At 69.2% G+C, this 26169-nt stretch carries 27 protein-coding genes and 2 pseudogenes; 14 read left to right on the forward strand and 15 right to left on the reverse strand.

Annotation, left to right across the window (positions count from 1 at the left end):
• Positions 1-309: 309 nt before the first annotated feature.
• Both BG418_RS31565 and BG418_RS31570 read right to left on the reverse strand, forming a co-directional pair.
• Positions 310-1293 (reverse strand): hypothetical protein, encoded by a 984-nt coding sequence (locus tag BG418_RS31565; RefSeq protein ID WP_317453820.1) that lies wholly within the window; start codon positions 1291-1293, stop codon positions 310-312.
• A 314-nt stretch (positions 1294-1607) separates the two neighbouring features.
• Positions 1608-1937: a hypothetical protein gene (locus BG418_RS31570; RefSeq protein WP_188277472.1), complete on the reverse strand. Its 330-nt coding sequence runs from the start codon at positions 1935-1937 to the stop codon at positions 1608-1610.
• A 53-nt stretch (positions 1938-1990) separates the two neighbouring features.
• Here BG418_RS31570 and BG418_RS31575 point away from each other — a divergent pair, with 53 nt between their 5' ends.
• The 3 genes from BG418_RS31575 (at position 1991) to BG418_RS31585 (ending at position 4528) form a co-directional block, all read left to right on the forward strand.
• The gene (locus tag BG418_RS31575; protein ID WP_188277473.1) at positions 1991-2311 is read left to right on the forward strand and encodes an HIT domain-containing protein; all 321 of its coding nucleotides are present in this window, start codon (positions 1991-1993) and stop codon (positions 2309-2311) included.
• Between the two features lie 253 nt (positions 2312-2564).
• Positions 2565-4013, forward strand: coding sequence for a M20/M25/M40 family metallo-hydrolase (locus BG418_RS31580; protein WP_188277474.1), 1449 nt, complete (start codon positions 2565-2567; stop codon positions 4011-4013).
• 299 nt (positions 4014-4312) lie between these two features.
• The gene (locus BG418_RS31585; protein ID WP_188277475.1) at positions 4313-4528 is read left to right on the forward strand and encodes an e9imm peptide; all 216 of its coding nucleotides are present in this window, start codon (positions 4313-4315) and stop codon (positions 4526-4528) included.
• A gap of 164 nt (positions 4529-4692) precedes the next feature.
• On the opposite strand, the gene BG418_RS31590 is transcribed toward BG418_RS31585, so the two are convergent.
• From BG418_RS31590 to BG418_RS31600, 4 genes and pseudogenes are all read right to left on the reverse strand, one after another.
• Complete coding sequence (locus tag BG418_RS31590) at positions 4693-5391, reverse strand: SDR family oxidoreductase (protein WP_188277476.1); 699 nt, start codon at positions 5389-5391, stop codon at positions 4693-4695.
• A 277-nt stretch (positions 5392-5668) separates the two neighbouring features.
• Positions 5669-6241 carry a GNAT family N-acetyltransferase gene (locus BG418_RS31595; protein WP_188277477.1) on the reverse strand — a complete coding sequence of 191 codons (573 nt, stop codon included), beginning with the start codon at positions 6239-6241 and terminating at the stop codon, positions 5669-5671.
• A 460-nt stretch (positions 6242-6701) separates the two neighbouring features.
• Positions 6702-6827 (reverse strand): annotated as a pseudogene (locus tag BG418_RS40970) (transposase); the annotation flags it as partial.
• Positions 6828-6945: 118 nt separating this feature from the next.
• Positions 6946-7569, reverse strand: coding sequence for a TetR-like C-terminal domain-containing protein (locus BG418_RS31600; protein ID WP_188277478.1), 624 nt, complete (start codon positions 7567-7569; stop codon positions 6946-6948).
• Between the two features lie 110 nt (positions 7570-7679).
• Here BG418_RS31600 and BG418_RS31605 point away from each other — a divergent pair, with 110 nt between their 5' ends.
• Positions 7680-8897, forward strand: coding sequence for a S9 family peptidase (locus BG418_RS31605; RefSeq protein WP_188277479.1), 1218 nt, complete (start codon positions 7680-7682; stop codon positions 8895-8897).
• A 346-nt stretch (positions 8898-9243) separates the two neighbouring features.
• Positions 9244-10041, forward strand: coding sequence for a maleylpyruvate isomerase family mycothiol-dependent enzyme (locus BG418_RS31610; RefSeq protein ID WP_188277480.1), 798 nt, complete (start codon positions 9244-9246; stop codon positions 10039-10041).
• Positions 10042-10428: 387 nt separating this feature from the next.
• Here BG418_RS31610 and BG418_RS31615 read toward each other — a convergent pair whose 3' ends face one another.
• The 5 genes from BG418_RS31615 to BG418_RS31630 all read right to left on the reverse strand — a co-directional run bounded on the left by BG418_RS31615 (position 10429) and on the right by BG418_RS31630 (position 13338).
• On the reverse strand, positions 10429-11664 hold the full coding sequence (locus BG418_RS31615; protein ID WP_188277481.1) for a serine hydrolase: 1236 nt from the start codon (positions 11662-11664) through the stop codon (positions 10429-10431).
• Positions 11665-11903: 239 nt separating this feature from the next.
• Positions 11904-12338 (reverse strand): transposase, encoded by a 435-nt coding sequence (locus BG418_RS41255; RefSeq protein ID WP_188277572.1) that lies wholly within the window; start codon positions 12336-12338, stop codon positions 11904-11906.
• Between the two features lie 267 nt (positions 12339-12605).
• A complete protein-coding gene (locus tag BG418_RS31625; protein WP_223185753.1) occupies positions 12606-12782 on the reverse strand; it encodes a transposase in 177 nt (58 codons plus the stop codon).
• Complete coding sequence (locus BG418_RS40220) at positions 12725-12877, reverse strand: hypothetical protein (RefSeq protein ID WP_223185734.1); 153 nt, start codon at positions 12875-12877, stop codon at positions 12725-12727. Before BG418_RS40220 ends, BG418_RS31625 begins: the two co-directional genes overlap by 58 nt.
• Entirely contained in the window at positions 12874-13338 is a 465-nt protein-coding gene (locus BG418_RS31630; RefSeq protein WP_188277482.1) for a hypothetical protein, read from the reverse strand. The genes BG418_RS40220 and BG418_RS31630 overlap by 4 nt, the downstream gene beginning before the upstream one ends.
• A gap of 91 nt (positions 13339-13429) precedes the next feature.
• Between BG418_RS31630 and BG418_RS31635 the strand changes: the two genes are divergently transcribed.
• The 5 genes from BG418_RS31635 (at position 13430) to BG418_RS31655 (ending at position 16671) form a co-directional block, all read left to right on the forward strand.
• On the forward strand, positions 13430-14113 hold the full coding sequence (locus tag BG418_RS31635) for a radical SAM protein (protein ID WP_188277483.1): 684 nt from the start codon (positions 13430-13432) through the stop codon (positions 14111-14113).
• A 176-nt stretch (positions 14114-14289) separates the two neighbouring features.
• Complete coding sequence (locus BG418_RS31640) at positions 14290-15255, forward strand: methyltransferase domain-containing protein (protein WP_223185735.1); 966 nt, start codon at positions 14290-14292, stop codon at positions 15253-15255.
• Positions 15256-15509: 254 nt separating this feature from the next.
• Positions 15510-15647 carry a hypothetical protein gene (locus tag BG418_RS31645; protein ID WP_188277485.1) on the forward strand — a complete coding sequence of 46 codons (138 nt, stop codon included), beginning with the start codon at positions 15510-15512 and terminating at the stop codon, positions 15645-15647.
• 230 nt (positions 15648-15877) lie between these two features.
• Positions 15878-16024, forward strand: coding sequence for a hypothetical protein (locus tag BG418_RS31650; RefSeq protein ID WP_188277486.1), 147 nt, complete (start codon positions 15878-15880; stop codon positions 16022-16024).
• A gap of 131 nt (positions 16025-16155) precedes the next feature.
• Positions 16156-16671: a hypothetical protein gene (locus BG418_RS31655; protein ID WP_188277487.1), complete on the forward strand. Its 516-nt coding sequence runs from the start codon at positions 16156-16158 to the stop codon at positions 16669-16671.
• Between the two features lie 2158 nt (positions 16672-18829).
• Here BG418_RS31655 and BG418_RS31660 read toward each other — a convergent pair.
• The 3 genes from BG418_RS31660 to BG418_RS41260 all read right to left on the reverse strand — a co-directional run bounded on the left by BG418_RS31660 (position 18830) and on the right by BG418_RS41260 (position 20018).
• A complete protein-coding gene (locus BG418_RS31660) occupies positions 18830-19237 on the reverse strand; it encodes a transposase (RefSeq protein WP_188277488.1) in 408 nt (135 codons plus the stop codon).
• A 78-nt stretch (positions 19238-19315) separates the two neighbouring features.
• Positions 19316-19642, reverse strand: a complete 327-nt coding sequence (locus tag BG418_RS31665; RefSeq protein ID WP_188277489.1) for a transposase — start codon at positions 19640-19642, stop codon at positions 19316-19318.
• A gap of 112 nt (positions 19643-19754) precedes the next feature.
• Positions 19755-20018 (reverse strand): transposase family protein, encoded by a 264-nt coding sequence (locus BG418_RS41260; RefSeq protein WP_188277490.1) that lies wholly within the window; start codon positions 20016-20018, stop codon positions 19755-19757.
• Between the two features lie 398 nt (positions 20019-20416).
• Here BG418_RS41260 and BG418_RS31675 point away from each other — a divergent pair, with 398 nt between their 5' ends.
• Positions 20417-20824, forward strand: coding sequence for a hypothetical protein (locus BG418_RS31675; RefSeq protein ID WP_188277491.1), 408 nt, complete (start codon positions 20417-20419; stop codon positions 20822-20824).
• A 229-nt stretch (positions 20825-21053) separates the two neighbouring features.
• On the opposite strand, the pseudogene BG418_RS31680 reads toward BG418_RS31675, so the two are convergent.
• Positions 21054-21521, reverse strand: a pseudogene (locus BG418_RS31680) (SAM-dependent methyltransferase); the annotation flags it as partial.
• Between the two features lie 599 nt (positions 21522-22120).
• Here BG418_RS31680 and BG418_RS31685 point away from each other — a divergent pair.
• The 3 genes from BG418_RS31685 to BG418_RS31695 are packed head-to-tail and all read left to right on the forward strand — an operon-like array spanning position 22121 to position 26146.
• On the forward strand, positions 22121-23104 hold the full coding sequence (locus BG418_RS31685; protein WP_188277492.1) for an ABC transporter permease: 984 nt from the start codon (positions 22121-22123) through the stop codon (positions 23102-23104).
• 52 nt (positions 23105-23156) lie between these two features.
• Entirely contained in the window at positions 23157-24065 is a 909-nt protein-coding gene (locus tag BG418_RS31690; protein WP_188277493.1) for an ABC transporter permease, read from the forward strand.
• The gene (locus BG418_RS31695) at positions 24062-26146 is read left to right on the forward strand and encodes an ABC transporter ATP-binding protein (protein ID WP_188277494.1); all 2085 of its coding nucleotides are present in this window, start codon (positions 24062-24064) and stop codon (positions 26144-26146) included. Before BG418_RS31690 ends, BG418_RS31695 begins: the two co-directional genes overlap by 4 nt.
• Positions 26147-26169: the final 23 nt, after the last annotated feature.

Below are 26169 nucleotides of genomic sequence, written 5' to 3' on the forward strand. Positions count from 1 at the left end.
CGAGAGTCGTGGCGTCGTGACCGGGCGAATACGCCGGTCATTGGTCGCTTCGGGGGTCGTTGGGAGCCGCCAGCCGTCCCCGTAGTCAGCGGGCTTGATCTGGAGGCATCGAACGCTTAGGAGCACGACGGCCCCAGGAGGGTCAGCCGGGGTGGCGCAGCTCGCAACGGTCCTGGGGTTGTCTTGAGGGCGTTCACGACCCTGCTGCGTAAATCCCGTTGGTCATGTGGTGCTTGCATCGTGAGGTTGTGCCGCCCCAGGAGCGCCCGGTCGCTCACACGGGTCCGAGTAGCCGTCCTCGTGCACGTGTCATGCCGGGGGCTTCTGCAGCCAGTCTGCTTCGGTGGTCCAGAACATGTGGCGTGCACCGAGGTAGTCGTGGGCGAAGTCCGTGAACCGTTCGCGGGTGTACGGCTTACCGGTCTTGGGGTCCTTGGCGTTGATGTCGGGTTCCTGGACGGCCATCGCGACGAGGGGAAGGGCGTCCTTGTACTCGTGGAGGAACTTGTAGGAGTTCTCCATCTGGTACTTCCGGTCCGGCAGGGTGTCCGGTCCTCCGATGCCGATCTTCTTGTCCCTGGCGAGGTCGAACATCTCCTTCATGCGCTTGTGGTCGTCGTCATCCGGCAGGAAGTTGATGTACTGGATGAACTGCGTCTTGGTGAAGACCTTCTTGCCGTAGCGCATGTTGTCGATCTCGGCATCGATGTAGGACTTCGAGGTGTACTTGGTCTGATCCTTCTTGGTGTCCACCTCGACTGCGGTCTCGGGAAGGTTCACCCCGGCGAGCTTGCCGTCGAACTTCTCCGCCATGGCCTTCAGCATGGCCTGGAAGTCTGCTCGCACCTTGTTGTTCCACTGTGCGGCCATGGCTCCATGGGTGGTGGGGTTGTCAGGGTTCTCATCGACCGTCGGCGCGATGCCGCCCTCGTCCTTCACATATTGGGGAACGTTGGCGTCCTTCATGGCCACATCGAAGAACCGGTCCTGAACCTGGACGAACAGCTTCTTGTGGCGTTCCTGGAGATACTTCAGGGCATTGTCCAGCCGCGACCACTTGTACTCCCCCTTCTTCCCCTCAAGGGCCTTCCAGGGCGCCACCAGCTGTACGCCGCCGATGTCCGTACGGTCAATCATGGCTTTGACCTTCGGGTCCTCGCCGGACGTGGCATCCTCGAAGGCGCCGAGCGACATGTACAGATTGTCCGTCACCTTGCCGTGGGACACCGAGGCGGCGGCCTTGTCGGGGGCGGGAGCGGCGCCGGCCGCCCCGACGGTGGCCGTCAAGGCCACGGCTGTGAGGACAACAGATCCGACTGCACCACGTTGCGTCATCATGAATGAGACGCTAGGAGAACGTTCTAAGCGAAAGATAAGAGCGTCTCGGTCGGCCAATCCGACCTTGCGTCTTCGGAGACGTCTTTCGGTGCGTGCTTCCCCCCAACTCATGACGACGAACGGGAGGGGAGCCCGCGAGCCCCGCCGTTGGCGCCATGGCCAGCGTGGAGCAGCAACAGCGGGGCGCGCGTCTGCGAACAGGCCGTCAGGCCAGGCGGCAGCGGCCCTGCCTGTGGGTGGGCCGCCGGATTTGTTGGCGTGCCTTGCGGCTAGGACTTCAACTCGGCGATCAGGCTGCCCGCGCGACCGCCCAGCTCGTCGATCACCGTCTGACGGACCTGGCTGTAGACCTGTTCATCCAGCGTCAAGCTCAAGGCGCAGTTGGACATGCTCAGATCGGGCGGGGAGACGGTGGTCGGGAACGTGCGCTTCAACGTGTTGTCGCTTGTGAAGGTGTAGCCGATGGTGAGTACGGCAAGGGTGCCATCAGCGTCGGCCTGGCCGACGGAGAGGAGCTGCATGTTTCCGTCGTGGGCGGTGTGGCTCTCGGATTCGAAGACCGTGACGCGGTCGTCGGAATCAGCAAGCTTGTTCAGCAAGTTGATCGTCGCACGGAGGTCTCCCGCATGAGCCGTGCGCCGAGCCTGCCACCGTGGTGCGCGCATGGGATGACGCGCTGGCGATCGTGCCGCGCGGCGGTGTGACCGCCGGACGTACCCTGGTGATCCCGCGCCGTCACGTCGAGACCGCCGTCATCGCCCCGGCCGTCACCGCGTGGACGATGGCGCGCGCAGCCGAGCCGGGCGCCGACCTCGGCTGCGACCTGAACTTGGTCACCAGCGTCGGAGCCACGGCGACCCAGAGCGTCGGCCACCTTCATGTTCATGTGGTTCCGCGTGCTGCGGGTGACGGGCTGCCGTTGCCGTGGACGCCGCAGGAGAGCGCCCGCGCCGCCTCAGCGACCCTCACGTAGCGGACCAGGCCCGGGAGGGGGCGGCTTAGGGGCGGCTCAAGTTAGTTGCTCGGGGCGGGAGTTCCGTGTCAAACGGGATCACTGTCTTCGACGGTCACCGGATGTGCGGCGGGCTCGCTGTGGTCGCCGACCGGGCGCCCCCGGCAGCGAGCAGCTCGACGTGACACTGACCCGACCTTCCTTCTGAACACCCGTGCCCTTGCGGCCACTCTGCGCCCTTGCGGGCATTTGAAGGGGGCATGACGATGGCGTCATGTCGCAGCAGCCCAGGGGAGACTCCGGAGACACCGGAAACAGCAGCGGAAGCAACGCGAACGCAGGCACCGCCCGGCGTACGGTCCTGACGGCGGCCACGGCCGGGGCGGCGGTGCTCGGGATGCCCACGGCGTCCGCCGCCGAAGGGCAGCGGGCAGTCGGCACCTCCCAGCATCCCCCGCCCGAACTCCGGGCGCTCCTGCGGGAGATCGACCCCGACCGCATCGAGGCCACCGTCCGCAAGCTCGTGTCGTTCGGGACCCGGCACACCGTCTCCGCGCAGGACGACCTCGTACGGGGCGTCGGGGCGGCGCGGGACTGGATCGCCGCCGAACTGCGGGCCTGCGCGGCGGTGTCGGACGGGCGGATGAGCGTCGAGCTCCAGTCGTACGTCCAGCCGCCCGCGAACCGCATTCCCGTGCCCACCCGCATCACCAATGTCATCGCCACCCTGCGCGGCTCGGTCGCCCCGGAACGCATCTACGTCGTCTCCGGGCACTACGACTCGCGCAACAGCGACCCCATGAACGCCACCGCCGACGCGCCCGGCGCCGACGACGACGCCTCGGGAGTCGCCGTCGTCCTGGAGCTCGCCCGGGTGATGGCGGCACGGCGGCCCGCCGCGACCATCGTCTTCGCGGCGGTCGCGGGCGAGGAGCAGGGGCTGTACGGATCGGGCCACATGGCGGAGGTCTTCAAAAGCCGCAAGGCCGATGTGCAGGGGATGTTCACCAACGACATCGTCGGCAGCCCCACCGCCGAGGACGGCACCCGCGACCCGCACACGATCCGGCTCTTCGCCGAGGGCGTGCCCACGGCCGAGACAGCCGAGGAGGCCGCCGTGCGGCGGTCGGTGGGCGGCGAGAACGACTCGCCCTCGCGGCAGCTGGCCCGGTTCGTCCGCGACACCGCCGACAACGACGCCACCGGCATGCGGATACGGGTGGTCTACCGGCGCGACCGCTATCTGCGCAGCGGGGACCACATCCCGTTCCTGGAACGGGGGTATCCGGCGGCCCGGTTCACCGAGCCCGCCGAGAACTACGCCCATCAGCACCAGGACGTGCGGGTCGTGGACGGGAAGCAGTACGGCGATCTGCCCGAGTTCTGCGACTTCGGATTCATCGCGCGCGTCGCCCGGGTCAACGCCGCCGCGCTGTGGACCCTCGCGCAGGCCCCCGGGACCCCGCGCGGTGTCAAGATCGTCACCAGCGCGCTCGGCAACTCCACCGAGCTGGTGTGGCAGCGCGGCCCGGAACCGGACATCGCCGGGTACGAGCTGGTGTGGCGCGAGACGACCTCGTCCGAGTGGACCCATGTGCTGCGCGTCGGGGACGTCACGCGGTGCACGGTCCCGCTCTCCAAGGACAACGTGTTCTTCGGGGTGCGGGCCGTCGGCCGCGCCGGGCGGCGCAGTCCGGTCGCGTTTCCGGTGCCGCAGGCCTGACGACCCTGACGACGGACGAACGAAGGGGCCGCCGGTGCGGGACGAATCCCATACCGACAGCCCCTTCAGCGCCTGACCTCGCCTGTCCTACAGGCTGCGTACCGTGATGGTGCGGTAGTGGAGGTGGCCGTTGCTGTCGGAGTGGTGTCCCCGTTGTTCCGCGTGCTGCGGGTGACGGGTTGCCGTTGCCATGGACGCCTCAGCGGAGCGTCCGCGCCGCCTCAACGATCCTCAACTAGGGGTTGCCCGGTCGGTCACGTGAGCCGCTAAGCTGCCGCTTCTTCTCGAAGGAGACGGTGATGGCACCCGAATCCGCTGTCGCACTGGTGCAGAAGTTCACGGGCGGGGACTACGCCGACGATGCCGAGGCCAGCGGCATATTGGAGGCGCTTGACCGGGTCCTTGCCTGGCCCAGCGGTTATGTGAGCGGCTTGATCTTCTGGCCCAAGAGCCGGAATCCGGCAGTGGCAGAGGTGGTCGATCTGGCTCTGGCCTACCGCTTCCTTGCGTGGTGAGAGGACCTCGGGTCCATAGCCGGATGATCAAGGCAATGGCGGTGACGATGTCTTAGGGACGCTGCGAGGGTGGCGGCTCAGATCCGAGGGTGCCCCGGGCCCGCGCCGCACCATGCTTGGCGGGGCCAAAGACGCCTCCCCGTACGTCCCTTGGGAGCTCTGCCTCAGCCAGCCTGCCCCGTCGGCCGCACCGTGATGTGGTTGATGTCCACGCCCGCGGGCTGGTTGACGGCGAACACAATGGTGTCCGCGATCTGTTCGGCGGTCATCGTGGCGGCTGTCTCGGGGGTGCCGCCGCGGGCGTGCCAGAAGGGGGTGTCCACGATGCCGGGGGCGACAACGGTGACGCCGATTCCGTCCTGGCCGACCAGGAGGCGGGTGTTCTCGGCGAGGGCGTGGGCGGCCCACTTGGTGACGGAGTAGAGGTTGCCGGGGGTGTGGCGGACGCCGGCGACCGAGCCGATGATCACGATTCGGCCCTTGGAGGTCCGCAGGTGGGGCAGGGTCTCCTGGATGAGCAGGGCGGGGCCCAGGACGTTGGTGAGGATCATGGCGCGCATGTCCTCAGGGGCGTGGGTCTCCAGGTTGCCGGGCAGGGAGAAACCAGCGTTGGCTATGACGTTGTCCAACTGGCCCCAGGTGTCCAGCACGTGACGGACGGCGGCGGCGACGTCATCTGCTTCGCCGGCGTCGCCGGTGATCGTGAGCAGCCGCTCGCCCGCCCCCGCGGTGGTGGCGAAGGCGGCCAGCTTGCTCACGTCGCGTCCGGTGACGGCCACGCGGTTGCCCTGCTTGAGCAGGGCGCGGGCGGTGGCGGCGCCGATTCCGGTCGAGCCACCGGTGATCAGCGTGACGGGTTCCATGGGACGGCCTCCTCGGCGGCGGGGTCATCGGGGCAAAGCGGCTGCACTATACCCAGCGATCTTCGACGCTCGCTCCCGGATTTCTCCGACGGCTGGGCTCCTGACTGTGGGTCAGGAGTCCGAGGGCGTGTGCATTGTGTTGCGAAGTGGTAGCACCCAACTGACCCACTCATTCTGGCCGCACAGCGCCGGGAACGGGCCCGCGTCCGCAGTGAGAAGGGCATCCGGTGGGGCGGCCGGTCCAGGGAGCCGGCCGCTGAGGCCCGGAACGGACCGGTCAGCGCAAGTCGAGCCGCATGAGGACCCGAGGATGACCGGCCAGCACCGAGGTGGTGTCGGCGGCATGGGTGAATCCAGCGCGTTCGAAGTTCTTCCGGATCCCGGCGTACGCCATCGTCGTGTCGACCCGGGCCTCACCGCTGTCCAGGGGGTACGCCTCGATCACCGGTGCACCGTGGGAGCGGGCGAACTCGACCGCCCCGGCGATCAGAGCGTGCGAGATGCCCTGCCCCCGGTGACCTGGGCGGACGCGGATGCACCACAGGGACCACACCGGCAGGTCGTCAAGGTGCGGGATGGTGCGGCTGCGGGCGAAGGACGTGCCCGAACGCGGTGCCACCGCGGCCCAGCCGACCGGCTCATCGCCGTCATAGGCGAGCACCCCCGGCGGGGGCTGCCTACGGCACAGCTCGCCTACGTACTCGCCACGGGCCGGTCCACGGAGCTGGTTGTTGAGCTTGGACGGAAGCCGGTAGCTCAAGCACCAGCAGACGTTGGCACCAGGCGACTTCGGACCGACCAGGGCCCGAACATCCTCCAACACCGATGCCGGGCGAACGTCGAAGGTCATGCCATCACGATGCCACGACGCACATGACGACGCTGCCCAGCTCGCGGCGCCACAGGGCAACCCACCTCGGTGAGAGCCTGTCTTTGAACCCCCGTCGTCCGCCCAGAGGGCGAGCGTGCGTATCGGGCGTCGAGACGCCCCGCTCCTTGAGCGACGGTGATCGGACCCGGTGATCGCATCCATGACAAGCAGGCGGCCCGGATCGGGCAGAACGGCCCTGCGCGCGGCCGAGGTAGTCGTAGAGCGGGTGATGATCCTCGACAGGTGCAACGTCGTACGGGGCATGTGTCCAGCGCCCGCACTCTGGCCACCCCTACCGTCGTGGCCCACACTCCCGACGGCCGCCTCCGCTCCTGCTCATCAGTCACCGCGCCAGCCCAGATGATCGATTCCAAGAGGCCTGCCAACGAGTTGGTGCGTGATTGCGGGCGAGACGTGTCTGCCCTGCTCGGCACGTTGCTCAGGCGGTGATACCGCGGTCTGAGACAAGGTCGGCGACGGCTCGGTAAGTGTCGGGCAGCCGGTCTCGGCGGTGGGTCCAACGCGTCGGTGTTTTCCAGCGTTTGTGATCGGCGAGGGTGTGCTCGCCGGGTGCGGGGGCAGCGACCAGCACTGGTGTCCGGACCGCATCACCTCATGTCCACCGACTTGGGCAAGGCGATGTGAGACGAGGCCCCACATGAATGCGGGGCGGGGAACCGGAGTCAGGCGACAAAAGCGGCGAGGAGTTTGTCGGCGAGACGGTCCAGGTAGTCGGGGGCGGTCCGGGTTTGGACGACCGCGAGGCGCCAGTAGAGCGGGCCGGCGAGGAGGTCCAGCGCGAGTTCGCGGTCCACGTCCGCGGGGAGCTCCCCGCGCTCGACCGCCCGGTCCAGCAGCCGGTTGGCCCGCCTGCGCCGGGTGTCGCGCACGGCGGTGAAGAGCGCCTGGCCCAGCTCGGGGTTGCGGGTGCCCTCGGCGAGCAGGTCGGGGATGATCTTCGAGGGGAGCCGGTGGCGCAGCGCGCCGGCCAGCTCGGTGAGGAAGGCGAGCACGTCGCCGCGCAGGGTGCCGGTGTCGGCAGTCTCGGGCCCGTCCACGGCGGCCGCCGAGACCAGGGCGACGGTCATCTCCAGTTTGGAGGGCCAACGGCGGTAGATGGCGGCCTTCCCGGCTCCGGCCCGCTTGGCGACTGCTTCCAGGGAGAGCCGTGCGTAGCCGACCGTCGCCAGTTCCTCGAAGAAAGCGGCCGAGATCGCCTCGGTCACCGAGTCCTGGAGCACGGGGCCACCGGGAGGCCGGCGTTCAGGGGCGGCGGTGGGGGTCCGAGGTGCGGGCGAGCTGGGCATGCGCTGAACCTATCACCAGACGGAACGATTGCGTCTCGACTGAACGGGGACTACAGTTCCAACCAGACGAGACGGAACCGTTCCGTCTTGACTTCGGGTTGGAGTACACCATGCGCTTCCTGTTCGAGGACGAGTCGTTCTCCTTCGAGACCTTGCGTGCCGCTGGATTCGCCAACTACGGCGGCGCCGACGTCGGCGAAGTCGTGGCCACTGCCCGGAACATCGGCGAGGGCGACGAGGAGGCGTGGCTGCGGGAATGGAAGAACACCGCCGAGCGTGTGCACGCCATCGGCACCCGCGCCCAGGCCGACGGACACCTGGTCAGCGCTCGCGAGGCCCTGCTGCGCGCGTCGAATTACTACCGCACTGCCGAGTTCTACCGCCGCGACGACCCGGCCCACGACCCTGAGGTGAAGCGCCTGTCCGCGCTCTCCCGCGAAACCTTCGCGGCCGCCGCAGCCCTCATGGACACCCCCGTCGAGGCCGTACACATCCCCTACGAGGACGCCAGCCTGCCCGGCTACCTCTTCCTCGTCGACGACTCGGGCACCCCTCGCCCCACCATCATTTTCACCAGCGGCTTCGACTCCACCCTGGAGGAGTCCTACTTCGCCGCCGCCGCGGCCGCGACGCGCCGCGGATACAACGTGCTGGCCTACGACGGGCCCGGCCAGGGAGCGGTGCTGCGCGAGCAGGGGCTGACCTTCCGCCCGGACTGGGAGGCCGTGATCACGCCGGTCGTCGACTACGCGCTGACCCGCGCCGAGATCGCTCCCGACCGGATCGCCCTGCTGGGCTACAGCCTCGGCGGCTACCTCGCCGCCCGGGCCGCCGCCCATGAACACCGCCTGGCGGCCCTGGTGTTGGACGACGGCCTCTACGACTACCACGAGGCGCACACCCGGTTCATAGCGCCGTTCCTGCGGGAGTGGATCGAGAACGGGCAGGACGACCTCGCCAACCCCGTCGCTGGCCTGCTCATGCAGGCCAGCACCCAGCTCCGCTGGGCCCTGCGCAACGGCGTGTGGGCGTTCGGCGCCGATTCGGTCGCGGACTACATCCGCCGGACCGCCGACTACACCCTGGAAGGCAGGGCCCAGCTCATCGAGTGTCCGACGCTCACCCTGGACGCCGAGGGCGACCAGTTCTTCCAGGGCCAGCCTCAGCTCGTGCAGGCCGCCCTGACCTGCCCCCATACACTGGTCACCCTCCGCGAGGCCGAGGGTGCTGGCGAGCACTGCCACATGGGTGCCATGTACCGCTTCCACCAGGTCACCTTCGACTGGCTCGACAGCACCCTCAACTCGAGGGCTCAGCCCAGCAGTTAGTGGCTGTTGTTGTTCCGAACCTGAGGAGTGCTGGTCAAACGGGAGTCGCCTGTACTCCCGGCCCGGCCGGTCTTTCCCCGCCGTCGTGGCCTCCGCGTCCATCACATCGAGCGGCAGCAGGACCGCGCGCACCGGGTGGACATCACGTCGCCGAGGTGCCCGGCGGCGCGGCGAGGCCAGGGCACCCGCAGGCACGACGCCGGGTGTACCGCCACCACCAGCGTCCTTGAAGCAGTGCGCAGCTGGTCATCCGAGCGGTGGGAGGCGAGGACGTCCGCAGTGGCCACACGGCGGCGAGTGTGAAAATCGCTGTCCGATCACCGGGGCACGGTGATAGAAATCCGGCGTGGAAAAGAATCTTGAGTTCCCCGACCTGTTGCGACTGATCGATGAACGGTCGACCGCCTTCCGCGCCGTGGTCGCCGCCGCGCCCGGTCTTGACGCACAGGTGCCGACCTGCCCTGGGTGGACGCTGTTCGATCTGGTGAAGCATCTAGGCGGGGGAGACCGCTTCTGGGCCGCCATCGTCGGCGCGGGGCCCGCCGACGCGCCCCCGGCCGAGGCCGTCGCCGCGCGCGCCGCGCTGGAAGTGCCGCAGGAGCGTGAGGCCCTGGTGGCCTGGCTGGACGCGTCGACGCAGCTTCTGCTGGGCGCCCTGCGCGCGGCGGGGCCGGAGAGCGGTTGCTGGACGTGGTGGCCCTCGTGTCAGTCGCCGCAGACCGCCGGCGGTGTCGCTCGGCACCGGGTCCAGGAGAGCGCGGTGCACACCTACGACGCGCAGCTCGCCCTGGGCGCCCCGCAGCCGCTGCCGGTCGAGCTGGCGCTCGACGGTGTGGAGGACTTCCTGTTCGTCGTCTGCGAAACGCCGAGTGCCTGGCCGCACAAGCCGACGGCCTTCGACTTCCACGCCGCCGAGGGCCGCTCCTGGCGCCTCACCGTCGACGGCGACGGCGCACGCGTCACCCGCATCCCCGCGCCCACCGCCGCGACCGGCGAGGACTGGGACGCAGCCGGCGCCGCCGTCCACGGCACGGCCAGTGAGCTGGTCCTCTACCTGTACGACCGGATCAAGGCCGACTCCTTGCACGTTGACGGAGACGCAGGGCTGCTCGACCTGCTCCGCGCCTGGGAGCCGGAGAAGTAGGACGTAGCGGGGGCGGTTGGCGAGCGCGCGCACTGTCTGGCGCCATTTGCGCAGCGCTTTGACCAGCGCACCCCAGTCCTCGCCGTATTCCGGTGCGCGCCAGCGGCCGGGCGGCTCAAGGTAGTGGTGATACCGGGCCAGAGCGATGGCGACAGCATCCGGCCGCGGGTGCTCGCCCTCCGTGCGGCGGATCGCCGCACGTGTCCGCGCGGAGATGTCAGATGCGGCGGACGGAGGTGCCTCTCGGGGGACGCCACTGCGCGGACCGCAGGGCGTTCGGCCGACTACGCGGCATGTGCCTTTCGGATCGAACACATGGCGGCATTCTGACCTGTGGGTGGTCGCGGCGGCACCGAACGGGGAGAGGCGTCCGCGACCTTCGGGAGGTCAGTGCTTCGCCGGGTTGAGGGTGGCGAGCAGCAGACGCTGGGCGAGGGCCGGCGAGCGGCCGAAGGCCCAGTTGGTGGTCGAGACCGAGTAGACGCCCCGGAGGGACAGGTCGCGGGTGGCGAACATGCCGTCCGAGTAACCGAAGTCGTGGCCCGTCTTGCCCCACAGTACGGTGCCGTTCGGCAGTGGCGACGACATCAGGCCGGCGCCGTAGCAGGCCACGCCCGTGACGCACTCGCCGGTGCCGGCGTTCAGCGGGAGCGGCTTGCCGGCGCTGTCCTTGGGTACGGTGAACATCTCTTCGAGGTGGGCGGCGGGCAGCAGTTGGCCCTTGAAGAGCCCGGTGATGAAGTGGTCGAGGTCCGCCGGGGTGGAGATCATGTTGGACGGGTTGCCGCCCTGCTCGCTGACGTCGACAACCCCGCCCTTGCTGTCGGTGAGGTAGCCGTGCACGTAGGGCCGGGGCATCCGGGAGTCGTCCTCGGGCACCGAAGTCTGGTTCAGGTGCATCGGGTTCAGGATGCGATCGGTGACCTCGTCCTTGAACGAGTTGCCGGTGATCTCCTCGATCAGCTTCCCGGCGATCCGGAAGCCCAGCGAGTTGTACTCCTGCTTCGTTCCCGGCGCGAACCTCGGGCCGGGCCACGGGCGGTGCTCAGGTCGCAGGGTCGACTGGATGATCTCGTCGAAGCTGCGGTAGTCGTACCGGTCCGCGATCTCGTCGTCGATGGGCTTCTCCGGCGCACCCTGGCCGACGTCCGGGAGGCCGCTGGTCATGTTGATCAGCTGGCGGACGGTGATCGGGTCGAAGGTGTCCGGCAGCAGGCCGGGCAGGTAGGACTGGACCGGCTGGTCGAGGTCGAGCCGGCCCTCGGCGGCGAGTTGCAGGATGACTGTTGCTTCGAACGTCTTGGCGATGCTGCCGATGCGGAAGTGCGCGTTCAGCGGGATCTGCTTCCCGGTGACCGCGTCCACGGTCGAGCCCTGCCACAGCTGACCGGGCTCACCCACCCGGGCGATGGCCCCGGCCGCGTCGTCGCCGGGCCGGGTCGCGATGGCGGCGGAAAGTGCCGCCGGGTCCAACGGCGGAAGCCCCGGCCCGGCCGTGGGCGAGCTCACGGCGCCGGCGGGTTGCGAAGCCGCGAACGCCGGGACGGTGGTGCCTGCCGTGGTGGCGGCCAGTGCCAGGCCGGCCAGTCCCAGGGTCGCGATGCGCCGTATGCGCGTGTTCATGGGTCTGCTCCAGATGTCGTCAGGATGTCGGCTGAACTCTTGCGATCATCCTGTCGGGCCACGACCGTTTCGATCATGGGGCATCACCCTGACTCACCCCCGACTCTCCCCTGACGCAGACTGGGGGGCGACCGTCCATGCACGGCCGCGTTTCCCCCTGGCACGAGCCCATGACTCCGTTGGCCAATTCCGCTGGGTGGCTCTGGAAGGCCTGCATGGTCAAGGGGGAACGTGGTGTGTCAAGGGGCGATGCAGTCCGAAATGTCTGTCTGGTGGTCCGTGGTCAAGGGGTCTGTAGTCGGTCGCAGTCGGCGGAAGTGGGAGGTGCGGCTGCTGCCTCGTGGTGTCTCGGTGATCCAGGCGTCGATGCGTGAGAGGTTAAGGGCTGCCTCTGTGAACTGATGCTGAAGGTGCGTCATGGCGGCGCCGTGGTAGCGAGAACGTCGCAGTCGCATCTGCCGGACACCCTGCGAGATCGTGTTCTCGATGCCCGCGCGCGACTGGTAGCGCCGACGCCACTCGTCCGTCTGCTGCTCTTCGCGTGCCTCGTGGAGCGCTTCTAGTTCTTCGCGGTTTCTGAGGGTCAGGCGCCTGCCGATCCGGCCGGTACCGCGTGTGCACTGGGTGCGGACGGGGCAGGGCCGACAGTCGTTGATAGAGAACCAGACCCGGATGACGGGGCTCTGGTCTGGCTATTGCTGGCTGACCAGCCCCTGCTGCGCTTGCCGTTGGGACAGCTCACCTCCTGGGCCTGCCAGTCGATGGTGAAGCTCTCCTGCGTGAATCCGTCGTCGCACTTGGCCTGCCAGACCGCGGAGCCCGGAACCGGTCCCACGATCTCGATGCCGAAGTCGCGTTGCGCGGAGACGAGGACAGGGACTGTAAGACGTTCGGCTCTTCCAACATTTTCGTAGCTGTTGATCGCTGGGCTCGCTGGAGTGTCAGTTGAGCAGGATGCGGTGGCGGAGGAGGCGGTAGCCGGCGCGGCCGTAGGTCTGCCGCTTGAGCAACTTGATCTTGTTGTTGACGCCCTCGATACGTCCGTTGTGGTGGGGCAGGGTCAGTTCGGCGTCGACGGCGGCCCGGTCGCGTTCGAGGCCGGTGGCGAAAGAGTGCAGGAAAGCAGGTCGGTATCCCGGGCCCGGGCAATCCAGCCGGTCAGGGCCTTGGCATTGCCCGGCGAAGGGGACAGCAGGGTGGCGAACTCGCTCACCAGGGCGGACAGGAGGTCATCTCCGGGCAGGCCGCAGCGAGTTGGTCGTGCAGGACGCGTTGCCGGGCGGGGTCGGCGAGGAGGAGGCCGGTGGCCTTGCGCGGGGACAAGGCGGCGCGGTCGGCCTCGACACGGCCCTGGTTGATGTGGCGGACCAGCAGGTTCGCGCTGCCGGGGTAGCCCATCTGTTTGATCTCGTGCAGGAGGTGGGTGATGGGCACGGCCGGGTTCTCTGCCCGGCGTCGGCGCAGGTGTTCTCGGTAGGGGTCGACCAGGGTGGGCCGGTAGCCCGGAGCCCGGACCATCAGCCCGGGTTCGGTGTGGCGGTCATAGCGTTTGACGGTGTTCAATACGAGGTTCAGCCGGCGGGAGCAGTCGAGCAGACCCACCCCGGCGTCCAGGAGCTGGTGCACCTGGCACCAGCGTTCGCGGGTGGTCGCGGCCCGTCGGCCGTCTGCCACCGGCGGGCCGATCTTGGCTCAGCAGGCGCTGTGCGCGGCGACTTCCTTCCAGGCCGCCCCGGCCAGGCCGTGCCCCAGGTGCCAGCGGTCCATGCACTGCGTGATGGCGTGGTGGGAGCTGTTCGCACTGCCCGGGGTGTCCCTGGCCACGAGCTACTACAGCCCCACCGCGGCCGGGCACCAGGAGGTGACCGGCCGCAAGGGCTCCTTCGTCCGTACCCGGGCGAACATCGGCGAGGCGGTGCGGCGCGGTATCCCGCTGCGGGTCGGCATCGTGGACGTTCCCGGAGGCAATCACGCCGCCCGCGCCCGCGACGATCTCGTACGGCTCGGCGTCGACCCGAAGCGGATCAAGACCGACCGGGTACGAGCCGTGGGCCGCGCCACCGAAACCCTCGGCCGCGCCTTCCGTACGGCTGAGCTGTGCGGGCGCTGCGGCCTGGGCCGGGCCGCTGTCCTGCCGAGCGGCGACGTGGCCCCGCTGCGTGCTCGGCAGGGCTCTGGTTGTCGCGAACGTCCTTGCCCAGCCGCTCGGCGAGATCCTGACCGGCCCGGCCTGGCAGAAGGCCATGGCGAGCGTGCCCCGTCGCCGGGGCGGGTGTGTGCCGGACAGCTGCACCCCGAAAGAGGACTCGTGCCAGCCGTCGCCGGGCAGCTCCTGACGATGTGCCAGCCGGACGGGAGCGACTGCGACCCCGCTTCCACGGAGGCGTGCGACCCTGCGTACGACAGCATCCCGGACGGCGACGGAAACAGCGGAGGGGACGGGAAGTGACAAAGCCGGCGTGGGAGCCGCACGCGCGAAAGCTCGCGGACCAGGTCGCACACCCGGCCTCCCGCTGGCACGGGCCCCTCACCACCACCCCCCGGCACGTTTTCGTCCCTTGCTGGTGGGCGCGGGGGAAGCAGGAATGGGAACTGAGCGACGGCCCGACCGATCCCGATACATGGATGCGGGCGGCCTACTGTGACCGCACGCTGGTCACCCGCATCGGCGCCCTCCACGCCGACCACGCCGCCCCGCACCAGGCCGCTGACGGGCTGCCCACCTCGTCCTCGACCCTGCCCTCCCTCGTGGTCCAGATGTATCGGCACGCGCTCATCGGCGACGCTCACGAGGTGCTGGACGTGGCCACCGGCTCCGGGTACGGCGCCGCCCTGCTGTGCCGGCGCCTGCCGGAGAGGCAGGTGACGACTGTCGACATCGACCGCTACCTCACGGACGCCGCCGCCCAACGCCTCGACCGCGTGGGCCTGCACCCCAGGGTCGAAGCCCGCGACGCGACCGGACCGCTGCCGGGCACATACGACCGGATCGTGTCCATGGTGTCCGTGAGCCCCCTCCCGGCCTCCTGGCTGGCCGCGCTGCGGCCCGGCGGACGCCTGGTGACCACGCTGGCACGAACGTCGGTGATCGTGGTCGCGGACAAGACGGACGACGGCGGCGCGGTCGGTATGACGGCCCGCGACTGGGCCGGCTTCATGGCCACCCGTGACAGCGACGACTACCCGCCCTCGCTCTACACCCAGCTCGGCGACCAGGTTCACGAGCCCGGCGAGCACGTCAGCACGGGCCGGTACCCGGTCCTGCGCGTGGATGACGCGTGGGAGCTGCGTTCCATGCTGGAGTTCACCGTGCCGGGCACGGAATCCGCCTACCAGGAAGGCCCGGACGGCCAGCGCACCGCCTGGCTCGTGCACCCCGACGGTTCCTGGGCCAGGGCATGCGCCCACCACTTCGACAACCCCACCGTCCACCAGACCGGGCCCCGGCGCCTGTGGGACGCCCTGGAGCGCATCCGAACCCGCCTCAACACCGCCGGGGGACTGCCCGTGTACGGCGTCCCCCTCACCATCACCCCGGACGGCACGGTCCACCTCAAGCGCGGGAACTGGGCCGCCACCATCGGTCGTTGAACGCGGACCAACGGCACCGGCCCCACCGCCGAAGCGGTGCCCGGTGCCGTGTCAGAGTAGGAACCGGGGGGTCGAGAATCAGTGGTCTGACTAGCGGGAAGGCTGTGGCCTGCGGGTTGTTCAGTTGTACTGGGCGGTGTTGAGCCTTGGGCGCTCGGTGAAGGTGAGTGGTGGGCGGCGCGCTTGGCGGAGTGCGCGCCTGTTGTCCCGGGTTTTGTCGGTGCTGCGGGCGCGTGTGCGGGTTGGGCGAGCGGGTGTGCACCTTCAGCGGTTTTGGACACTACGTCCCCTCGGTCCGCGTCCTGGCGCGCGATCTGGCGCGGACCACGACCGGTGCGCTCTCCCACACCGCGCACCGCCTGGCCGACGAGATCACCACCGTCGCCGCCTGAGCACCGGGTGCTCCGCCCGGGGGCCCAACTGGGCCGGGGGCGCTGTTGTGTCCGGCTACTCCCCGCATGCCTCGACGGACGCCTGAAACGCATCCTTTGTGAATCTGCACCGAACGCGTGCGACAGGGGCGGGCGGGCTGAACCGTGCGCGCGGCGCGCCGATTGGATCGCCAGGCGCTTTGGCGTGCAGGATCTCCCCGTCCGATGATCGCAACACGGGGAGGGAACCCATGACCCGCACCACCCTCGCACTCGCCGCCCTCGCGCTCGGCACCTTTGCCTGGAGCTGGGTCAACGGCTCCGCGATCAACGACCAGGGCGAGCAGCCGAACGTCCGAGCCGCGTTCGAGAACCACTCCGAGCACTACGACGAGTAGTGGGCACGACGGCGTCCCGGCTGCCCGTGAAGTCAAACGGCGGCCGGGCGCGCCGTCACGAATCAGCAACACCCCTACGCCGCAACGAGATCAAGCGGTGCCATAGGTCCCTCGCAACGTCTGGGGGACCCATGACCCGAACCATCGCCACCCTCCTCGCCACCACCGCCGTGGCCGGCCTGCTCCTCACCGGATGCAGCAGCGACCCCGCACCCGCCGGGACCAGCCCCGGCGGCGGCACCGCGACCCTCCTATCAGACGGCCCGCACAAGACAGCGTCCGTGGAGAACCGCGCCGCCGCCGCGAAAATCCTCCACGCCAACGTCCAGCACTACCGCGACAGCCTCAACACCGGCCGCACCACCTGGGGCATCCCCAAGTTCGGCCCCTGGACGCAGCAAGCCCTCCTCGACCTGACCTACCAAGACGCTTTCGCCAAGGCCGACAAGCAGTTCACTGCCGACAACGAACCCGACAGCATCAACACCTGGCGCGACGACATCGCCGCGGTCACGGACGCCATCAACGACTGGGCGAAAAAGAACGCCCTGGACACCTCCAGCCAGCCCGCGCCGGCCACCACCGACGTCGACAAGGCGCTGGCCAAGGCTGACAAGGACGCCGACGACGTTGCCACCGGAAAATAGCCGCCGCGCCCGTCTGCGACTGCGCCATCCGCACACGCTTGAAGTGCCCCGGCCGCGCCGCCGGCGGGGAGGGCACCATTGTCTCCGGCGACCGGGGCCGGGCCCCTGGGTGGAAGAGTGCCAGAGGTCCCTGCCTCTGGGCGAAGGCGGCCGTCGCCGCGCTCGCGTTCGGGGATCTTGAGCACAAAACCGCAGTCAGTGACCGCTCATGGGAGCACTGGCCAACGAGAAGTCGGAATGGCCACCTATCGGTCGACGTCACAATCACCTCTCGCTCGGCCGCCTGAAAGTAGCGGGCAGAACATGACAGAGGACATGAAAGGCTATCAATACCCCTTGAAGCTAGGTGAGTTGGATGCGTACTGCTAAGGCTGCGCCCGCTACATGAGGGGATATTCACCCGCTCCGGCGCTGCTGCGGGGCCCCGGCCGAGCCGTCCCGAAGTGTGGCGACTTGGGGGTTTGGCTGGCTGTCAGTGCCGTGCGCCACGATCGGTCCATGGCCACCCTGGATGACCTTCCTCCGTACCGGCGTGCACCGTTGCTCTGGCGCTGGGCACACCAGGGACTCGCGTCCGTCGAGCACCGGGTCGCCGTAGCCAACGCCGAGAACAGGCCATGCAGCCTGCCGTCACCTCCGCCTGGGCCGGCGGGGGAGAGCTGGGCGGTGGCCGGGGATGACGGTCGGCTCCACCTGGTGCGCGGGGGGTGGATGCTGTGCGGCGAGGCGGAGACCGCTCACGGCTGGAGCCACCGCCAGCACTGCTCATGGGTCGAAGGCGGATCACGGCCCGCAGGAGTGGACGGGGCAGCGCGACGTCTCCGACGAATGGGGCTGTTTCGTGGCCGAGTGGTTCGTGCACCCCGCCGGGGCGCACACGGACCTCGGCACAGTTGATCGTGGCAACCGTTGCCCCGGCGGCACGTGGGAGACAAGCCACAGCTGGCCACCACCGCCTGCCCGTACGGCGTCCATCTGGCGCTATGCCTAGAACGGGTTTCAAGATGTTCAGGAAAGCCTTGCCCAGGAGGCCGTCGGCTTCGACTACAGTCTCGCCGCTTCGGTCTATCAAGGCTCTGGGTGAACTTGTCGTGCCAGGCTCAGCGACAGCTTCCGACACTCCGGTGTCGACACGGGTGTCGGCCGGAATCAGGAAGGCGGTCTGGCGGCGTTGCCGCCAATTGGGCCAGGTCCAGTGCCCAGATGTGATGAAGAGCGAGGGCAGTCGGTCCAGGTGTCCACCGGTGGGCGGGGGACGGGTTCACCCTCCTGGTGCACGGTTCCGCTTAGGGAACTGGTGGACGAAGGAATGGGTGAATGAGACGTAAGTGCAAGGGAGAAATGCGCCGTTCACGGCGATCGGTCTGCGGGTCGGTGACGCGCCGAGCGGCTGCCGGGGTCGCGTTGGTTCTGGCCTGCACGCTGGCCGGCCCCGCTGTGGCGGTTCCGGGGACGAGTGCCGAAGTCCCGGCCGCGGTGGCCTCCGTCGTACGGGTGGAAGGCCCGGCCGTGACCTTGCGAGCGAAGGAGGAAGGGGATCTGCCCAGGGTGTTCTGCCCGCAGGGGCAGACATCCACCGGGGGCGGCATCAGGGTTAATCCGAACAACGGTGTATTCATCCGAGGGGCGAGCCCTGGCGGGACGGGCTATGACGTCAGCGTCGACAACCTGAGCGATGAGCCACGCACGGTGACCCCCCTGGTGATCTGCACGACGGATCCGACCATTACCCACCAGGTCGGTCCTACCGCAGTAGGCGATGAGGCAATCAGCGACGCTCAATGCCCTCAGGGACAGGTGGCGGCAGGCGGCGGGGCCACCGCCGCGCGGCACAACTACCTGAGCAGATCGTTCTCGGGCGGCACCTACTGGTCGGCGCGGGCCAAGTCCCAGGGCGGCCTCTACAAGGGTGTCAACGCGTTCGCCCGATGCTCCTCGCGACCGCACTCCAGAGCCTCCAGCTCCATCACGCTACCGGCAGGGGGAGTGGGAACGGCCCATACCGAGTGTCCGAGCGGCCAAGTACCGACCGCGGGCGGTGGGACCGGCCACAGCAACGTCCTCCACAACGCGTCGAGCCCCACGGCAACCGGGTGGGACCTCCGCGCCACGAACGCGGACAACGTCGAACACCTACTGATCGTCGACGTGGTCTGCACTACCCCATGAGAACAGCGGCACGACCGGCTGGGCGTGAATCCGGTCGGCTTGGTCGGCGGATCGGGGCGATCCAGGCCTCTGGCAGCAGATCCGTGCGCAGCAGGTGAGCCAGGGTGGCCGCGTCGACCTTGTCGTTCTTCAGCCGGGCCGACGCGGTCGCCTTGCACTGCAGTGGATGCGCCATATGCGGCTCGAACCCGTAGTCCCGCAGTAGTTCGAGCAGCCAGCCCCAGTCGAACGCGGCCTCGAACGCCATCGGCGTGCCCACCGGCAGATCACCGATCACACCCAGCACCGTCTCGCGCCCATTGGGGACGTTTCGGTTTACCGCCGTCCGGCCATCCTCGTCCATCACGGCGATCCGCGACCGGCAACGATGCACATCGATCCCGACGTAAGCCTTCATCGCGAGCCTCCCGACCCGGACTCGGCTTTCCCCCCAACGAGAGTGCTCCGAACGCATGGGGAGGGGAAGCCCCAGCCCTCATAGGGTCAGGCAGGAACAGTGATGATGGCAGGTCTTCTCCACGGCGGCTGCCAGATTCTGAGGCAGATGCCACCTGCCGGCCACCTCGACCGCGCTCGGTGCCGCCTCGCGGACTGCCCGGCCGTAGCCGCTGTCGCGGTCCCTGCACACGATCTCCGCTCCAGGATGCGTCCTCAGCCATGCTGCCAGCGTCTCCGTGGTGCGGTCCGGCAGTACGTCGATGACCGTGGGGGTCTCGACGTCCAACACGATGGCCCCGTAGGTCCAAGACCGGCGGAACGTGAAGTCGTCGACGCCCAGTCCCCGCGGGCTACGGTCCGGCACGGGCGACGCGTGCAGCAGGTCCAGGAGCCGGGCGCGTCCGGTTGGCGCCGCCAGGACGCGGCACAACCGTGTCCCGGGCCATCCCCCCCACGGCGAGTGCGATGGCCCGCCACTACCCCTTCACCCCGGGCCCGGCGCGGGCGTATCTGGTGGTCAGGCACTCAACTTGCTCGACCAACGTGCGACGCGGACAGCCGGGAGCGTCGCAGAAGAACCGCCGTACGATCAGTCTCCCCACCACCCGTCGCCCAGCAGCAGGCAGTTCAGCGAGGTGCCGTTCGTACCGGCTGTGCACGCGGCGAGAGACCGTCGAGCAGTCCGGACACACCAACTCCCCGACGGAGCAGTGCGTCTCGAACACAACCAGCCCGTCCATTTCGGTGAACCGGTTGAGCACCAGCCCTACCGCCCTCGGCTTGGTCGACAGCCCGCACTGCCCTGGTACGGGGGCCGGGTAGCCCGCCCGGCGCCGACTCGCTGCGTACCCATGCGGCTTCGGTCTGCTCGTGGTTGTCCTCGAAGGAGAGCAGCCGAGACCCGCTGTCGGCCGCGTCTGCTGTTCGGCGGGTGGCCAGCACTGTGCTGGACACGGTCCTCGGGTTCACGCTGCTGGGTTCCCCCCGGGCCGGGAAATGAGGCCGTGCGTGGCGGGATTGTTCGGCACGCCGGAACCGGGCTGCCGAACAACCCCCGGTCTGGTGAGCTTGGCGACCAGCGGACAACAATCGCAGGTCAGGAATCCCACACCCACCGCGAGACAGAACAGGGGAACCCATGCACATACGAAGGATCGTCGCCGCCACGGCGATGGCTGCTGCCGCCACCACCGCCACCGCTGTTCCCGCGCAGGCTGGCGGGAAGCCGTACCACGCGCCCGAGTTCATCCTGGCGAACCGGCTGACCGCGCCGACCACCGTCGAGTTCACCTACCGGTGCCGGCCCGGTCTGCCGCGCACCCTCGTCATCGAGCTGACGGCCCCGGGGACCGACTTTTATATGAAGCTCAAGGGCAGGCAGGTCAACTGCAACAACAAGGCGCAGCGCTACAAGGCAGTGCTCGCCGATCCCGTTGACGGGATGGACCGCCCGCTCACGCCGGGCGAGGTCGGCCGGGTACGGCTGGGGATTTATGACGGCCCCAAGGGGGACGTGCTCCACACCCGCCTGATGACCGCACACTGACCCTCGAAGCGGACCGCCCGGACGGCCTGGGCGGTCCGTCGGCCCTGGGCGGTCCGTTGTGAGCGTGCGGCCCGGTCGGATCAAGGGACTGTCAGTCCGGCCGCTTAGGCTCGTGCCGTGCGTGAGAAAGACCCCAGGAGGGGACGCAGAGTTCCAGCGCCTGGTGAAGCTGAAACGATCCGTCGCGGGGGCTCAACCCCGACTCCGCCGGGGCGGAGTCGGGTACGGATCATGGTCGGGGGCGGGGCAGGGGCAGGTCGGGCAGCTGTGGATGGCGCAGGTGCTGGCCGCCGTTGTACACGTGCACAGCGAAGGCCTCCGGGCCCGGTCGACCTGCCGTGTCGTAGGCGTCCAGGACGTGCTCGATGCGCTCCCACAGCTTGACCGGGCCGCCCTCGCGTACGCGCCAACCGCCGTCTGCCGGGGTGAGGGTGGCGGCGGAGCCGGTGACGACGTCGGCCAAGTGGACGACGTCGCCGACGGTCGTCATCTGCGCGTCGGGCACGGCGCTCTGGGCCAGGAAGCGCAGGTGGAACGCTTCGTCGGTCATCGCGATGATCCGCTCCGGGCTCTGTCGGGCCGTGCGCGGCGTGTCGGGGAGGCACGCGGCCCAGTGGGCGGGGGTCCCGAACACCGGCGCCGCATGGGTGTGCGCTGCCATGAACGACACGGTGCCGCCCAGCAGCTGGCCCTCGGAGTTGTTCGACCAGGGCCGTGCGGGTGGCTGCCCGGTGCAGTCCACGCTGTACCGCCCGGCCGTCGGGTGTCTTGAGGCGTCGCCGGCGTGGGTGATCGGTGTCGAGTACCAGAGCAGCGGTTACGGGCGCGAGGGGGCACTCGCCGTGGCGCACTGGCCGCGTACGCGAGGGGTGGACGAGCCGGTCGCGTACATCCATCCGGGACATGACGCGTCCATGGGCATCGCCCGGGCCCTCGGCTTGCCGCGTCCGGTGTCGTGGTGGACGGCGAAGTCCGTTGGAGCGACTCGGGCAGGTAATGAGATCCCGGCAAGTAACCCGATCCCTCACCGCTGCATACCGCGATCCCCTCCACCGTTACACCACGCACATCACGGAGATAACGCCCCATTCCGGACCGTTTACTACAGCGGCATTTCGGCCTCATGGCGGCACCGGCCAAATGCTGGTGTCGGTTCCCAGGTACGGACCAGACTCGCGCTCAGCACCTCAGTGCTGACGTTCCGTCCCTGCAGAAGGCTCCACCGCGCATGTATACGTCCCCCAGACCCCGTGCCTTTGAGGCGCACCCCTCGCGTGCGGCGAGGAGGTGGCGCGCGTGGTGCGCTATGTGATGCGCAAGGCGACCGGCTGGCTTCTGATGATCGTGGTCGCGACCAACTCCACGTATTTCCTTGCCAGTTGGTTCCTGGATCCGCGGTCGAACTTCAAGGAGTTGCGGCCCGTCCGCAGCGAGGACCAGATCGACCGGGCTCTCGCGCCGTACAACCTGGACCCGCAGGTGCCGCTGGTGCACCGGTGGTGGGACTGGTTCACCTCGGTGTTTCTCCGCTTCGACTGGGGGAGGTCTCCCACCGGTGTCTCCGTCAACGGGGAGATCGGCTACCGGTCGCTCGTCAGCGCGGAGTTGGTCGTCATCGCGACGGTCCTGTCCGTCGTGCTCGGCGTCACCCTGGCCGTGTACACCGCGTCACGGCAGTACGGCTGGGCCGACCGCCTCACGCAGGCCGTCTCCATCGCGGTGTTCAACGTTCCCACGTCCGTCGCCGCGCTCGCCGTGGTCTTCGTCGCCATCTGGCTGAACCAGCACGCCGGGCTGCACTTCCTCTACGTCGCCGGGGAGAACTCACCGAACGTCGAAGGGCTGCTCCCGACGATCGGTGACCGCTGCCTGCACCTGATCCTGCCGACCCTGACGCTGACGCTGATGGGTTACGTCGGCTATCACCTGACGCAGCGTTCGCTGCTGCTCGACACGATCAACGCCGATTTCGTGCGCACCGCCCGGGCCACCGGGCTCACCCGGACCAAGGCGATCCGCAGGCACGCCCTGCGGGCCGCGCTCATTCCGACGGCGGCATCCGTGGCGTTCGGCGTCCCGGCCGTCTTCACCGGGGCCGTCATCACCGAGACGATCTTCGGCTGGAACGGCATGGGCCGTTACTTCGTCCAGACCATCAGCAAGAACGACGTACACGGTACGGTCGCGACCGCCGCCTTCGCCGCGGCTCTGACCGCGATCGGCGCGATCCTCGCGGACATCGCCACGGTCTTCCTCGACCCGAGAGTGCGGGTGAGCTGACGTGGCCACAGACGTGACGACCGGCGCCTCATCCCCTACGCCGGCAGACCAGGTGCCAGAGCCGCAAGCGGCGCTCCCCGCACACAGGAACGGGCCCCACCTCGGCCTCGGCCGGCTCTATCTGCGGCGCTTCCTGCGCAACCGCCTCGCCGTCGCCGGTGTGCTGATCTTCGTGCTGCTGGTGCTGTTCAGCGTGTTCGGCGGCCTGTTCACCTCGTACGCGTACTCCGACGCCGACTTCGCCGCACTCACCCAGCCGCCGAGCGCCACCCACTGGTTCGGCACCAACCAGGGCGGAAACGACATCTACGCCTCGGCCGTGCACGGACTCCAGCGCTCCCTGGCGATCGCCGTGAGCGTCTCCGTCCTGACCACCGTTGTCGCCGCTGTCGTCGGCTCCGGCGCCGCGTACTTCGGCGGCCGGGTCGAGAAGGCGACACTCGCCGTCATCCACTTCCTTCTGATCGTCCCCTCGTTCCTCATCCTCGCCCTGGTCTCCCACCGCCTCGCCGGCGACTGGCGGGTCCTCATCGTCGTGCTGACGGTGTTCGGCTGGATGTCCACCGCGCGCGTCATCTGGTCCGTCTCGACCTCACTGCGCGAACGGGACTACGTGACGGCGGCCGAGTTCATGGGGGTGCGGCCGCTGCGCATCATCGTGCGCCACATCATCCCCAACCTCGGCTCGCTGCTGATCGTCAACCTCACCCTCGGCGTCGTCGCGACCGTACTGAGCGAAACCGGCCTGTCGTTCCTCGGATTCGGCGTCCAGACCCCGGACGTGTCCCTCGGCACGATGCTCGCCGACGGTGCGGGCACCATCACGAGCGCCCCCTGGCTGTTCGCCTTCCCCGCGGGCCTGGTCGTCCTGCTCACCGTGTCGATGACCTTCGTCGGCGACGGACTGCGTGACGCCCTGGACCCCACATCCGTGACCGGCGCGGCAGGAGGCCGACGATGACACTCACCACGACCCTCGCCGACCCCGCACCGCCCACCGGCGCCACCCCCGTCCTGTCGGTGCGGGACCTGCGGATCTCCTTCCCCTCCGAGGCCGGACCCGTCGAGGCGGTGCGCGGCGTCAGCTTCGACCTCCTGCCGGGCCGGACCCTCGGCATCGTCGGCGAGTCCGGCTCGGGCAAGTCGGCCACCGCGATGGGCATCATGGGCCTGCTGCCGCCCTCCGCCGCCCTGCGGGGCCAGGTGCTGCTCGGCGGACGCGACCTGATCGGCCTTGGCGACAAGGAGCTGTCCGCGCTACGGGGCAACTCCATCGGCATGGTCTTCCAGGACCCCCTGTCCGCGCTCACGCCGATCTTCTCCGTGGGCAGACTGCTCCGCGACGCCCTGCGGGTCCACCAGGACCTGACGAAGCGGGCAGCCTGGGAACAGGCCGTCGAACTGCTCGATCTCGTCGGCATCCCCGACCCGCGCGAGCGGGCCAAGTCCTTCCCGCACGAGTTCTCCGGCGGCATGCGCCAGCGCGTCGTCATCGCCATGGCGATCGCCAACAAACCGTCTGTTCTCGTCGCCGACGAGCCCACCACCGCCCTCGACGTCACCGTCCAGGCCCAGATCCTGGACGTCCTGCGACTGGCGCAGCACGAGACCGGCGCCGGCCTCGTCCTCATCACCCACGACCTCGGGGTCGTCGCCGGCCACGCCGACGACATCGCCGTGATGTACGCGGGCCGGTTCGTGGAGCGGGCGGGCGTCGGCGAACTGTTCCGCCGCCCGACGATGCCGTACACCGCGCGGCTGCTCGCCGCCGTGCCGACCGTGGACAGCGGGGTCCACCGGCCCCTGGTCCCGATCGGCGGGGAGCCGCCCGCCCTCGTGGGTCTCCCGGACGGCTGCCCGTTCGCGAGCCGCTGCGCCGTCGCCCTCGACGCGTGCCGCACCGGCGAACCGGAACTGCGCGAAGTCACCGGGCACGGGCACGTGGCCTGCCTGCGCGCCGACGAGATCGCCGACGGGTCGCTTGATCCCGCGGGCGGTGTCGCGACCGTCGAACAGTCCGCCGCCTCCGGGCGGGTCGCGGCCGGTGAGGTGGTGCTGCGGGTGGAGGACCTCGTCAAGACCTTCCCGATCACCAAGGGCACCCTCCTCAAGCGCCGCGTCGGCACGCTGCGGGCGGTCAACGGGGTGAGCTTCGAGCTGCGCGCGGGGCAGACCCTGGGCCTGGTGGGGGAGTCGGGCAGCGGCAAGACCACGACCCTGCTGGAGGTCCTGCGGCTCAGGGCGCCCGAGGGCGGCCGGATCGAGGTGGCCGGAACCGACGTCGCCACGGTCGAAACCGCCGGGCGCAAAAGGGAGTTGAGGCGGGACGCGCAGATCGTCATGCAGGACCCGCTGGGGGCCCTGGACCCGCGGCTGCCCGTCTTCCAGCTGCTCGCCGAGCCCTTGCAGGCCATCGGGCGCGATCGCGAGTCGATCCGCTCCCGTATCCACGAACTGCTGACCCTGGTCGGTCTGGACGCCTCGGTGAGCGACCGTTTCCCGGCCGCTCTTTCGGGCGGGCAGCGCCAGCGGGTCGGCATCGCCCGCGCCTTGGCGACCGATCCGAAACTGCTCGCCCTGGACGAGCCGCTGTCGGCCCTGGACGTGTCGGTGCAGGCCGGGGTGATCAATCTGCTGGCGCGGCTCCAGCGTGAACTCGGGCTCGCCTACCTCGTGGTCGCCCATGACCTGGCCGTGGTCCGGTACATCTGCGACCGCATCGCAGTGATGTACCTGGGGCACATCGTCGAGACCGGCGACACCGAGACGATCTTCTCCGATCCGAGGCACCCATATACCCGGGCGCTGCTGTCGGCGATCCCGGTGCCCGACCCCGAGCGCGAACGCACCCGCGAACGCGTCGTGTTGGAGGGCGAGCAGCCGAGCGCCGCCCGGCTGCCCGCGGGCTGTGCCTTCGTCGACCGGTGTCCGCTGCACCGTCTGGCCCCCGCCGACGTACGTGAGCGCTGCCGCACGGAACGTCCCGCACCGGCCGAGGTGGCCGGACGGCCCGGCCACGAGTACGCCTGCCACGCCGTCTGAGCGGCCAGGCCCGAACTTCCCAC

Origin of the sequence: Streptomyces sp. CBMA152 (assembly GCF_014596475.1) — a bacterium.
Lineage (GTDB): Bacteria > Actinomycetota > Actinomycetes > Streptomycetales > Streptomycetaceae > Streptomyces.